This window comes from Salegentibacter sp. BDJ18 (assembly GCF_017579965.1).
GTDB lineage: Bacteria > Bacteroidota > Bacteroidia > Flavobacteriales > Flavobacteriaceae > Salegentibacter.
The window spans coordinates 19,153-32,294 of sequence record NZ_JAFLQX010000006.1; the positions used below are offsets into that span (position 1 = coordinate 19,153).

A 13,142-nucleotide genomic window follows, 5' to 3' on the forward strand; every position below is an offset into this window, starting at 1 on the left:
TTAAGATGGCATCAAAAGTTATACACGCTATTTATAATGATGACGACCTGCTTTTGCAGGGCGTAAAGCAGGTAAGAGAGGCTCGTTATCATATTGGTGAAATTTATACGCCAATGCCTGTTCACGGTTTAGATAAAGCTATGGGCTTAGCGCCTACAAGATTGGCAATTACCTCTTTTCTTTACGGTGTTGTTGGTTTTGTGGTGGCAGTTGCAATGATGAATTTTATAATGATTGAAGACTGGCCGCAGGATATTGGAGGGAAACCAAGTTTTAGTTTCATCGAGAATTCACCTGCATTTGTACCTATTATGTTTGAGCTTACCGTATTTTTTGCAGCTCACCTTATGGTAATTACTTTTTATATGAGAAGTAAGTTATGGCCTTTTAAACAAGCAGAAAATCCAGATGTTAGAACAACTGATGATATGTTCCTTATGGAAGTTGATGTTGCGAATCATAACGTAGATGAGTTAACAAAATTCCTTTACGATACCGGAGCTGCTGAAATTAAATTAATAGATAATAAATAGACAGAATGAAAAATTTGTTCTATAAAACGATAGTATTGTTCCTGGTTGGGGGCGTTGTAATGTCTTGTGCAGATAGTGACGAGCCCAATTACCAATATATGCCAGATATGTATAAACCAATAGGCTATGAAGCTTATGGGGAATACGATATTTTTGTAAACGGCCAGGAAGCCAAACTTCCGGTAGAAGGAACTATTCCAAGAGGATGGATGCCTTACGATTACGAGAATACACCAGAAGGTATGGCTAATGCTAAAGCCAATCTTAATAATCCACTTCCGTATACAGAAGACAACCTTAATGAAGGGAAACAACTGTATACTATTTACTGTGCGGTTTGCCACGGAGATAATGGAGATGGTAAGGGAATTCTTGCTGAAAGGGAAAAGATTCTTGGTATTCCTTCATACGATGATGCCGGGCGTGCTATCACCGAAGGAAGTGTTTATCACGTAATTTATTACGGGTTGAATTCAATGGGTTCTTATGCAGCACAAACCAGTGAAGAAGAGCGTTGGAAAATTACTCATTATGTAATGAATCTTAAGAATGAGCTGGAAGGTGGTGAAGAAATACCTTTTGAGGAAGAAAAAGAAGCCTCTATTGCTGAAGCCAATCCTGTAGAAGTAGAAAGAGCTCAGCAAAATGCAGAAGAATCTCAGGGTGAAGGTGCAGCGCTAACTCCTGAAGAAGAAAACAATAATTAAGAACAAAGCATTTAGATCTATAAATATGTATACGCTATCCAGTAAATTAAAATTAACAGCATTTATTTTTATGATTGTTGGTGCTATTGGGCTCGTAATTGGGTTTCTTCAGGCGCCATCAGATTTGGATGATGTTAGAGAAATGATGGCTGCAGAAGAACATCACGGTGAAACACCCCATGCAGAAGAGGAAGCTGATGCTACCTTTGCAGAAGCCGAACACGGGCTTTTATTAGATGATGAACCTAGCAGAAATGCTGATGAGGATGAAGCTCACGCTGCTGAAGCCGGAGGGCATGATACCGAACATCTTGAGCATAAATTGCATCAATTACAGAACAAGCCCTGGGCTGCAGTTTATGTTGCTGCATTCTTTTTCTTTATGATTTCACTGGGAGTTTTAGCATTTTATGCGCTACAATATGCTTCGCAAGCAGGTTGGTCTCCAGTGTTGTTTAGAGTTATGGAAGCTATTTCGGCTTACATTGTTCCAGGAGGGATTATTATGTTTGTACTTTTAGTATTCTCAAGTCTACATTGGAATCATTTATTTATTTGGATGGATCCAGAAGTAGTAGCTCACGATGAAATTATTCAGAATAAAACAGCTTACTTAAATGTGCCTTTCTTCTTAATAAGAGCAGCTATATTTTTAGGAGGTTGGTTTATTTTTAGACATTTTCTGGTTAGAAATTCAAGAAGACTTGATGAAGCTACCGATAATCATTACTTTAAAAAGAACTTTAAACTTGCGGCAGGATTTTTAGTATTCTTCCTTGTTTCAGAATCTGTGATGAGCTGGGACTGGATTATGAGTTTAGATCCGCACTGGTTTAGTACTCTATTTGGTTGGTATGTATTCTCAAGTATGTTTGTTTCAGGAATTACTGTTATTGCATTAGTAAGTATTTACCTGAAATCAAGAGGTCACCTGCCTTTTGTTAACAACAGTCATATACACGATTTAGCTAAGTTTATGTTCGGAATTAGTATTTTCTGGACTTACCTTTGGTTCTCACAATTTATGCTTATCTGGTATTCTAACATTCCTGAGGAAGTAGTGTACTTTATTAGTCGTATAGAGAATTACGGCTTGCCATTCTTCGGTATGGTGGTATTGAATTTTGTTTTCCCATTATTAGTATTAATGAATAGCGATTACAAAAGAATTAATTGGTTTGTGGTAATGACGGGAGTTATTATCCTTGTAGGGCATTATTTAGATATATTTACAATGGTTATGCCTTCAACTGTGGGAGAATCCTGGTTTATAGGAATTCCTGAGATAAGTGCAGTATTTTTCTTTGGAGGATTGTTTACTTTTGTAATCTTTAACGCGCTTACTAAAGCTCCATTGCTTGCTAAACGCAACCCGTATATTAAGGAAAGTGAACACTTCCACTATTAATAAAAGATTGTTTAAAGAAGAAATTATAAAATGACCGTATTTTTAGTAATAATTGTACTAGCCCTATTGGCCGTTACCGGTTGGCAAATGTCAAAAATTTTTCAGCTATCTAAAGGCCCGGGTGCCGAAAGTGCTGAGATAGCTAACGATAATGATAATAGGCAACAAGCCAAGCTTATGCTTTGGTTTATGATCTTCCTTTACGTGGGGATGGCTTATAGCTTTTGGCATTGGAGTAAATTATACCTTCCTCAAGCTGCTTCAGAGCACGGAAACGAGGTAGATACATTAATGTTTATATCTATCGGACTTATTATGGTAGTGCAGGTTATTACACAGGCATTGCTTCACTGGTTCGCATATAAGTATCAGGGGAAAAAGGGAAACAGAGCTCTTTTCTTTGCAGATAATGATAAACTGGAATTTATCTGGACCATTATTCCGGTAATTACTCTTGCAGGTTTAATTATCTACGGATTATTTACCTGGAGTGATATTATGAATATTAGCGAAGACGATGATCCAATTGTAATTGAGATCTACGCTAAGCAGTTTAGCTGGCAGGCAAGATATGCCGGAGAGGACAATACCTTAGGGGAAGCTAACGTGCGTTTTATTGAAGGTATAAACACCGTAGGACTTAACGTGAATGATACGTATGCCGATGATGATAAGATCACTACAGAACTGCACCTACCGGTTGGAAAGCAGGTTCTGTTTAAATTCAGATCTCAGGATGTACTTCACTCTGCTTATTTTCCTCACTTTAGAGCACAAATGAACGTAGTACCTGGTATGGTAACCCAATTTGCCTTTACTCCAGATATTACTACTGCAGAGATGCGAGATTCAGAATATATGGTTGATAAAGTAAAAACCATTAATGAAATAAGAAAAGAGAATAGTAAGGCCTTAATGGCTGAAGGAGAAGCTCCATTAGATTCGTACGAATTTGATTACTTCTTGCTTTGTAACAAGATTTGTGGAGATGCACACTATAATATGCAGATGAAGATTGTAGTAGAAAGCGAAGAAGAATACAACCAATGGTTAAGCGAGCAAGATGAGTTTGCTACCGTTATGGAATCACAAGAATAACAGAACTAAAAAGAATATACTTTAGATATGTCAGCAATAGCAACAGCACCGGCTCACGATCACCACGAGGATCACGGACATCATCATAAACAAACTTTTATTACTAAATACATATTTAGTACAGACCATAAGATGATTGCCAAGCAATATCTTATCACAGGTATTTTAATGGGTATTGTAGGGATTATGATGTCCGTACTTTTCCGTTTGCAACTAGCCTGGCCAGAAGAATCTTTTATGATCTTCGAATGGCTTTTAGGAGATAAATGGGCTCCCGAAGGTGTGATGACACCCTCAATCTACCTTGCTTTGGTAACCATACATGGTACCATCATGGTGTTCTTTGTATTAACTGCCGGCTTGAGTGGTACCTTTAGTAACTTACTTATTCCACTTCAAATTGGAGCACGGGATATGGCATCTGGATTTATGAACATGCTTTCTTACTGGTTGTTCTTTATATCTTGTTGTATTATGTTAAGCTCGCTGTTTATAGAGTCTGGTCCTGCTTCTGCAGGTTGGACTATCTATCCGCCGCTTAGTGCATTACCACAGGCTATTGGAGGTTCTGGTATGGGAATGACGCTTTGGTTAATTTCCATGGCTATCTTTATTGCTTCGTCACTTTTAGGTTCACTTAACTATATTGTTACGGTACTTAACCTTAGAACTAAGGGAATGTCTATGATGAGACTTCCGCTTACCATTTGGGCATTTTTTATTACTGCCGTTATTGGTGTGGTTTCTTTCCCGGTTCTGTTATCTGCAGCGCTTTTGCTTATAATGGATAGAAGTTTTGGAACTTCTTTCTTCCTTAGTGATATTTATATACAGGGTGAAGTATTAAGTCACCAGGGAGGTTCTCCGGTTTTATTTGAGCACTTATTCTGGTTCCTTGGGCACCCGGAAGTTTATATTGTAATTCTACCTGCAATGGGTATTGTATCTGAAGTTTTAGCTACAAACTCGCGTAAACCAATTTTTGGTTATCGTGCGATGGTTGCTTCAATTCTTGCAATTGCATTCCTTTCTACGATTGTATGGGGTCACCATATGTTCGTTTCAGGGATGAATCCATTCTTAGGTTCTGTATTTACATTTACAACCTTATTAATTGCTATTCCTTCTGCCGTAAAAGCCTTTAACTGGATCACGACACTCTGGAAAGGAAACCTGCAAATGAACCCCGCAATGTTGTTCTCCATTGGTTTTGTATCAACATTCATCACCGGTGGTCTAACAGGGATTATTCTTGGAGATTCAACATTAGATATTAACGTTCACGATACTTATTTCGTTATTGCTCACTTCCACCTTGTAATGGGTATATCTGCGATCTACGGTCTTCTAGCGGGTGTGTATCACTGGTTCCCAAAAATGTTTGGCCGAATGATGAATAAGAACCTTGGTTATGTTCACTTCTGGATCACGGCTGTAGGTGCTTACGGGGTCTTCTTCCCAATGCACTTTATAGGTCTGGCCGGTTTGCCAAGACGTTATTATACAAACACTGCATTCCCTTATTTTGATGATCTTGCGAATGTAAACGTGATTATTACGGTATTCGCACTTATTACCGCTGGTGTTCAGGTAGTTTTCCTTTATAATTTCTTTAGCTCTATTTTCTACGGAAAAAAGGCTACTCAAAACCCTTGGAATGCTACTACCTTAGAATGGACTACTCCGGTAGAACACATTCACGGAAACTGGCCTGGAGCAATCCCTTCAGTTTACCGTTGGTCTTACGATTATAGTAAGATGAACCTTGATGGAACAGATTACGTAATTCCTGGTCAGGATTTTGTTCCGCAGAACGTTCCACTTCAGGATCACGAAGAAGAATTAAATCATTAAGCTTGATAAATAGAATATATAAAAACCTCTCCAGAAACGGAGAGGTTTTTTGCTTTTAGACTTATTTTTAGCGATAATTAATTCGCTAAATTCTTACAGACTTGCCCCAAAGGATTTTACTTATCTTTGCTTATACACAGCTCCATAATTTTGATGTTTTATGAATGAAAATCTTGATCCTTCAGGAGAAAATTTCTCCCCAGAAGAATTTGATATCGAAAGGGCGTTACGCCCCTTAAGTTTTGATGATTTTGCCGGCCAGGATCAGGTTTTGGAGAATCTTAAGGTATTTGTTGAAGCCGCTAATCAAAGGGAAGAAGCTTTAGATCATACGCTATTTCACGGGCCTCCCGGATTAGGGAAGACTACTTTGGCCCATATCCTGGCTAACGAATTAGGAGTTGGAATAAAAGTAACTTCAGGTCCCGTTTTGGATAAGCCCGGTGATCTTGCCGGTTTACTTACTAATCTCGAAGAACGTGATATCTTATTTATAGACGAAATCCATAGGTTGAGTCCCGTTGTTGAAGAATACCTGTATTCGGCAATGGAAGATTATCGAATAGATATTATGATTGAATCTGGGCCAAATGCGAGAACAGTTCAAATCAATTTAAATCCGTTTACACTTATTGGAGCTACAACACGCTCAGGATTGCTTACGGCGCCTATGCGGGCACGTTTTGGTATTTCCAGTCGCTTGCAATATTATTCAACCGAATTGCTTTCAGACATCGTGCAGCGTAGTGCAGAGATACTTCGTGTTCCTATTAGCCTGGATGCTGCCATAGAAGTTGCCGGTAGAAGCCGCGGAACACCCAGAATTGCCAATGCTTTACTGCGTAGAGTGCGCGACTTTGCCCAAATTAAAGGGAATGGAAAAATAGATATGGAGATCGCTAAATACGGGCTTAAAGCATTAAATGTAGATGCCCACGGTTTAGATGAAATGGATAATAAGATCCTGGAAACCATAATAGATAAATTTAAAGGTGGCCCGGTAGGATTAACTACCTTGTCTACCGCAGTAAGTGAAAGTGCCGAAACTATTGAAGAGGTTTACGAACCTTTTCTAATCCAACAAGGTTTTATCTATAGAACTCCAAGAGGAAGGGAAGTTACCGAGGCTGCTTACAAACATTTGGGCAGGGTTAAAGGAGGTATTCAGGGCGGACTCTTTAATCAATAATTGATGACTGAATCTGGCAAAATACCTGAAGTATCTTTACTGAAATTCCTAAAGCATTCCGCTAATATCTTAAAGAATCCTCTGCCTTTTCATCATGATAATTTTCAGAAGAAAGGAGATACATTTCGGTTAAATATTGGATTTAATAAATCGGTGATATTTTCCAGGGATGCGGGACTGGTGGAATATGTACTTCAAAAAAATCAGAAGAACTTCGTGAAGTCTGAGATCCAGACTAAGGATTTGGTTAAATATGTTGGAAAAGGATTGCTAACTTCAGAAGGTGAATACTGGAAAAAACAGCGAAAGCTGATTCAACCTGCATTCCATAAAAAACAACTTGCTAATCTGCTTGATTCCATTAAGCAAGCAATATTACTGGAATATAAAAAGATCACAGTAAATGAAGAACTGGATATTTTTCCTATTTATAATGATCTAGCTTTTCAAACCGTTGTGAAATCTTTGTTTAGCAGTGCTGCGAATCAGGAAGAGATCAACAGGTTGCAATATATTACAGAAGAGACCCAGAAAATGCTTGTTAAGGAACTGCGACAGCCTTATCTGGGTTGGTGGTTTAAAGCAAGCGGAAAAATTGATAGCTATCTTAAACTTACTGCCGAAGCCCGGAACATTCTAAGAAAGATTGTTCAGGAAAGGAGGGATTCAAAAGAAAAATATGATGACCTTTTAGATATGCTGCTGGATGCGAAGTATGATGACGGGAATTTTATGGATGAGGAGCAACTTATTGATGAGATCCTGATACTTTTCACGGCCGGTCACGAGACTACTTCCAATTCCCTGACTTTTACGGCTCAATTGCTAGCACTAAATCCGGAATGGCAGGAGAAGATCTATGAAGAAATTACTTCTTTAAAGGAACAGGACCTGGACTTAATGAGCTATGTGACCAAATGCCAGGTTACCCAGCAGGTGATTGAAGAGTCTATGAGATTATATCCGCCGGCATATTTTATAGACCGGGTTAACCTGGAAGAAGATAATTTCGAAGGAAAATATTTCGAGCCTGGTTCAAATTTATTGTTCTCCATTCATGAGGTTCATCGTCATCCTGAACTATGGGAGGATCCCGAAGCTTTTAAGCCGGAACGCTTCGCTGAGGGAGGAAGAAAATATTCATCTCAGTATTTCCCGTTTGGTGCCGGTCCCAGGAAATGTATAGGTAATAACTTTGCCATGTTCGAGATGATCATTGCAGTTACCGAATTGGTAAGCCAGTATAAAATAGTTCCTGGTTTTGATGAGATCGATATTAAGCCACTCATTACGCTCAAACCAAAAAATGCAATTCTAAAATTTCAATCAAGATCCTGATTTTATATTCCACTAAGACCATCTACTTTATTATTGACCTGACTTTAGATCAATAAACAATCATTACTTCCTTTTAATTCTTACTGAGCGCACTTAAGTTTTCTAAAAAGCTATTGTTCCGAGAGATCTCTCAGAAAACAACTTAAAACCCCTGCAAACCCTTATTATTTTGTAAATCAAATGGTTGTATCTTAAGTATTCACGTATTTGAAAAAAAAGTAACCTTAAAACAAAGTATCATGAAAACTAAAATGTTTATTCTAATTGCCTTACTTTTTGGATTCAGCTCGGCTTACTGCCAAATTGATCTGAGTAAGGAATACGCGCAAGAAAAGGAGGAAGTGAAGGATGCTCTTGAGGAGATAGAGCAAAGCATAAGAAATAATGATACAGATAAACTAATCTCGATGCACGCCTACGGGCCAAAATTTACCGAATTCCAGGATGGCGGTGAAAGGCAGGGTCCTAAAGAAAATGAAGAATTCGAACGAAATTTTCTTGGTAGCATTACTGAAGTCGAAAAGTGGGACTGGGAAGATCTGGAAATCCATATATATGGTGGTGATGTTGCTAATGTAACTTTTCATGCTAATTTCAAATTTGAAAGGGGTGAAGAAGCTTATGATCTTAAGATGCAGGGAACTTTACTTTTTATTAAAACCAGTGATGGCTGGAAAATTACCCATGAGCATATGGCTCCGCTTGCAGAAGCTACGCCATAGGCAAATATCCCATATTTTTTAGAGCCAGGATATTATTGTTTCCAGAGCTCCTGGTTTTTAAATCCTTCAAATGTTTTAAAAATCGCATCTTTGTAAAACTATGAAGGATACTCTGAAGGAAGCTTACACAAAGTTGATAAAATCCGAAGCCGAACGCCTCGGATTTTTATCTTGTGGAATTTCTAAAGCAGAATTTCTTGAAAAGGAAGCACCGCGCCTTGAAGAATTTCTCAAGAAAAATCGTCACGGCGAAATGCGCTGGATGGAGAATAACTTTGATAAGCGTTTGGATCCTACAAAACTTGTAGAAGGTTCTAAAAGTGTAATTTCACTTTTGCTGAATTATTATCCTGAAGAAACCCAGAGGGAAGATTCTTATAAAATTAGCAAATACGCTTATGGCCGGGATTATCATTTTGTAATTAAAGATAAACTGAAGCAACTATTGCAGTTTATGCAAGATGAAATTGGGGAAATTAACGGTCGGGCTTTTGTAGATTCGGCACCGGTTATGGATAAAGTTTGGGCTGCAAAAAGCGGATTGGGCTGGATTGGAAAGCACTCTAATTTACTTTCCAAACAAACCGGTTCTTTCTATTTTATAGCTGAATTAATTGTAGACCTGGAACTTGAATACGATACACCGGTTACCGATCATTGCGGAAGCTGTACCGCTTGTTTAGACGCCTGTCCAACTGATGCTATTGTTGAACCTTACAAAGTAGATGGTAGCAAATGTATCTCGTATTTCACGATAGAGTTAAAAGATGAACTGCCTAACTCCTATAAAAACCAGTTTGAAGACTGGATGTTTGGCTGTGATATTTGCCAGGATGTTTGCCCGTGGAACCGTTTTTCAAAACCGCACAACGAACCATTGTTTAATCCGCATCCAGAATTATTAGAAAAAGATAAACAGGGCTGGGAAGAACTTACCAAAGAAACTTTTAATGAGATCTTTAGAAAATCGGCTGTGAAAAGAACAAAATTTGAAGGGTTAAAACGAAATATTGAATTTATAAGCAAATAATGTTGAAGTTTTAACCTCAGTAAATTGCAAGAATCATTAGAATTTATAAGCTTTTCAGGCTAAAACAGCTCCTCTTTTATTAAATTTTCATTAAAATACGGGAGATGGAATAATCCGTCAATTTTCTGAATTTTAAGTTTTCTTTTTTCCGCTAGAGTTCAATATTGAAACCAAGCTTGCTACCTTTGTAGTAAGTAGAAAAATTAAATTATGAGCAATAATCCTAGAAAAAGAAGAGAAGCACTGGTTTACCACGCCAAACCCAAGCCCGGGAAAATAGAGGTAGTACCTACAAAAAAGTATGCAACACAAAGGGATCTTTCCCTGGCATATTCCCCTGGGGTGGCAGAACCTTGCCTGGAGATAGAAAAAGATAAAGAAAACGCTTATAAATATACTACAAAAGGAAACCTCGTTGCCGTTATCTCTAACGGAACCGCTGTTTTAGGTCTTGGAGACATTGGTCCGGAAGCCTCTAAACCGGTTATGGAGGGTAAAGGTTTGCTCTTTAAGATTTTTGCCGATATTGATGTTTTTGATATTGAAGTAGATACTAAAGATGTAGATAAATTCATTGAAACGGTTAAAAATATCGCTCCAACTTTTGGCGGAATTAACCTTGAAGATATTAAAGCTCCCGAAGCTTTTGAGATAGAAAAGCGATTAAAAGCTGAGCTGGATATTCCCGTAATGCATGACGATCAGCACGGGACAGCCATCATTTCGGCTGCGGCTTTGCTAAATGCACTGGAGCTTGCTAAGAAAAAGATGGAAAAAGTGAAGATCGTGATAAGCGGTGCCGGTGCGGCAGCGGTGTCATGTACTAAACTTTATAAAGCTTTTGGAGCAAAAGCTGAAAATATTATAATGACAGATAGTAAGGGCGTAATTAGAAAAGATCGTCCAAATCTTTCTGAAGAAAAAATAGAGTTTGCTACTTCCAGGAAAATAGATACCCTGGAAGAAGCCATGAAAGATGCCGATGTATTTGTTGGCCTTTCTATCGCCGATATTGTTTCTCCAGAGATGCTAAAAAGTATGGCGAAACGCCCTATCGTTTTTGCCATGGCCAATCCAAATCCCGAGATCGATTATCAACTGGCAATGGATACCCGTAAGGATATTATTATGGCTACGGGAAGAAGTGATCACCCCAACCAGGTAAACAATGTACTTGGATTTCCGTTTATTTTCAGGGGAGCTTTGGATGTTAGGGCCACAAAGATTAACGAAGAAATGAAAATGGCCGCGGTAAAAGCTTTAGCCGAAATGGCCAAGGAACCCGTACCAGAGCAGGTGAATATCGCTTATGGAGAAACCCGTTTAAATTTTGGTTCAGATTATATTATTCCAAAGCCATTTGATCCGCGTTTAATTGCTAAAGTGCCACCGGCAGTGGCCAGGGCTGCAATGGAAAGCGGTGTGGCGAGACAACCTATTCAGGATTGGGATAGGTATGAAGAAGAACTGCTTGAAAGAATGGGCAGTGATAACAAAATTACAAGGTTGTTGCTAAACCGTGCAAAAATGAATCCTAAACGAATTGTTTTTGCTGAAGCTGATCATCTTGATGTGCTGAAAGCCGCACAAATTGTGCACGATGAAGGAATCGCTATTCCAATTTTACTGGGCCGCAGAAAGCTTATTGAAGAATTAATGGCAGAAATAGACTTTCACGAAGAAGTTGCTATTATAGATCCAAAATCTGATGAGGAAGAAGAGCATAGAAAAGCTTACGCGCAGGTTTATTGGAAGACGAGAAACCGTAGCGGTGTAACGCTTTATGATGCCGAAAAACTAATGCGGGAACGTAACTATTTTGCCGCCATGATGGTTAACGAAGGTGATGCCGATGGCTTGCTTTCAGGATATTCCAGGGCCTATCCTGCAGTAGTAAAACCTATGCTGGAACTTATTGGAATGGCTCCGGGAGTAACACGTGTAGCTGCCACCAACCTTATGAATACGTCTAGAGGTCCTCTTTTTATAAGTGATACTTCTATTAATATAGATCCGCCGGCAAAAGATCTTGCTAAAATTGCCCAAATGACGGCGAGAACTGTGCAGCTGTTTGGTTTGGAGCCGGTAGTTGCTATGATGTCTTATGCCAATTTTGGTTCATCTAAAGATCCGCGTGCTACAAAAGTGAAAGAAGCTGTTTCTTATTTACACCGTAATCATCCTGAACTAAATGTAGATGGAGAGTTACAGGCCGATTTCGCGCTTAACCGTGAAATGCTTCAAAATAAGTTCCCATTTTCAAAACTGGCAGGGAAAAAAGTAAATACTTTAATTTATCCTAATCTTGATTCAGCCAACAGTACTTACAAACTTATAAAGGAGCTGAACAAAGTAGACTCTATTGGGCCGATTATGATGGGAATGCGTAGGCCAGTGCATATTCTTCAGCTTGGCGCAAGTGTAGAAGAAATTGTGAATATGACTGCGGTAACTGTAGTTGATGCACAGGAAAAAGAAAAGAAACAAAAGAAGTAAGTTTACAAATTCGTACATAAGTAGAATTATTTCAATTTTGAGGTAAGTCCGAAGGATTTTTAAATTCGCTTATCGAGTAAAATAAGTTGCATATACAGTAGTTAAGCCCGAAGCAAAGATTTCGGGCTTAACTTTTATTTACTACATTTGGCTCGTTAAGTTTAAAATTTTATGATTCATCATCTTAAGGGGCAATTAATAGAGAAGAATCCTACCTACATAGTAATCGCTTGCAACGGCGTGGGGTACATGGTCAATATTTCTCTTCATACTTTTTCTCTCATACCAGATTCAGAAAATATAAGTATTTATACCCATTTACACGTTAAGGAAGATTCCCATACGCTTTATGGTTTTTATCAAAAGTCTGAAAGGGATATTTTTAGGCTGCTAATTTCGGTTTCGGGTGTGGGTACCAGTACGGCCAGGACAATGTTATCTTCTTTAGAACCCAACCAGGTTAAAGATGCTATTGCAAATGGCGATGTTCCCACCATACAAAGTGTAAAAGGAATTGGTGCTAAAACCGCACAGCGCGTAATTTTGGACCTAAAAGATAAAATATTGAAAGTCTATGGGGAAGACGAAGTTTTTGTTCCTCAGGACAATACTATAAAAGAAGAAGCGTTATCTGCATTAGAGACTCTCGGCTTCGCAAGAAAGCAGGCTACAAGGGTAGTAGATAAGATAATGAAAGATTCTAACAGCCCTACCGTAGAATCTATTATAAAAATGGCTCTTAAAAATTTGTAAAGAATTGAGGCACA

General features: G+C 38.5%; 11 protein-coding genes. All 11 read left to right on the forward strand.

Annotation, left to right across the window (positions count from 1 at the left end):
• The first annotated feature begins 5 nt into the window (after positions 1-5).
• The 11 genes from J0871_RS05735 (at position 6) to ruvA (ending at position 13,128) form a co-directional block, all read left to right on the forward strand.
• Positions 6-533 (forward strand): DUF3341 domain-containing protein, encoded by a 528-nt coding sequence (locus J0871_RS05735; RefSeq protein WP_208224147.1) that lies wholly within the window; start codon positions 6-8, stop codon positions 531-533.
• A gap of 5 nt (positions 534-538) precedes the next feature.
• Entirely contained in the window at positions 539-1,240 is a 702-nt protein-coding gene (locus J0871_RS05740; RefSeq protein WP_208224148.1) for a cytochrome c, read from the forward strand.
• A gap of 25 nt (positions 1,241-1,265) precedes the next feature.
• Complete coding sequence (locus J0871_RS05745; RefSeq protein WP_208224150.1) at positions 1,266-2,648, forward strand: quinol:cytochrome C oxidoreductase; 1,383 nt, start codon at positions 1,266-1,268, stop codon at positions 2,646-2,648.
• 30 nt (positions 2,649-2,678) lie between these two features.
• Entirely contained in the window at positions 2,679-3,746 is a 1,068-nt protein-coding gene (locus tag J0871_RS05750) for a cytochrome c oxidase subunit II (protein WP_208224152.1), read from the forward strand.
• A gap of 27 nt (positions 3,747-3,773) precedes the next feature.
• Positions 3,774-5,600 (forward strand): cbb3-type cytochrome c oxidase subunit I, encoded by a 1,827-nt coding sequence (locus J0871_RS05755; protein WP_208224153.1) that lies wholly within the window; start codon positions 3,774-3,776, stop codon positions 5,598-5,600.
• A gap of 160 nt (positions 5,601-5,760) precedes the next feature.
• Positions 5,761-6,789, forward strand: coding sequence for a Holliday junction branch migration DNA helicase RuvB (gene ruvB, locus J0871_RS05760; protein WP_208224155.1), 1,029 nt, complete (start codon positions 5,761-5,763; stop codon positions 6,787-6,789).
• A 3-nt stretch (positions 6,790-6,792) separates the two neighbouring features.
• Entirely contained in the window at positions 6,793-8,127 is a 1,335-nt protein-coding gene (locus tag J0871_RS05765) for a cytochrome P450 (protein ID WP_208224163.1), read from the forward strand.
• 239 nt (positions 8,128-8,366) lie between these two features.
• Positions 8,367-8,849, forward strand: coding sequence for a nuclear transport factor 2 family protein (locus tag J0871_RS05770; protein ID WP_208224164.1), 483 nt, complete (start codon positions 8,367-8,369; stop codon positions 8,847-8,849).
• Positions 8,850-8,949: 100 nt separating this feature from the next.
• Complete coding sequence (queG, locus tag J0871_RS05775; RefSeq protein ID WP_208224165.1) at positions 8,950-9,879, forward strand: tRNA epoxyqueuosine(34) reductase QueG; 930 nt, start codon at positions 8,950-8,952, stop codon at positions 9,877-9,879.
• A gap of 210 nt (positions 9,880-10,089) precedes the next feature.
• The gene (locus J0871_RS05780) at positions 10,090-12,375 is read left to right on the forward strand and encodes an NADP-dependent malic enzyme (RefSeq protein WP_093305046.1); all 2,286 of its coding nucleotides are present in this window, start codon (positions 10,090-10,092) and stop codon (positions 12,373-12,375) included.
• A 171-nt stretch (positions 12,376-12,546) separates the two neighbouring features.
• The gene (gene ruvA / locus J0871_RS05785; RefSeq protein WP_075325653.1) at positions 12,547-13,128 is read left to right on the forward strand and encodes a Holliday junction branch migration protein RuvA; all 582 of its coding nucleotides are present in this window, start codon (positions 12,547-12,549) and stop codon (positions 13,126-13,128) included.
• Positions 13,129-13,142 lie beyond the last annotated feature (14 nt).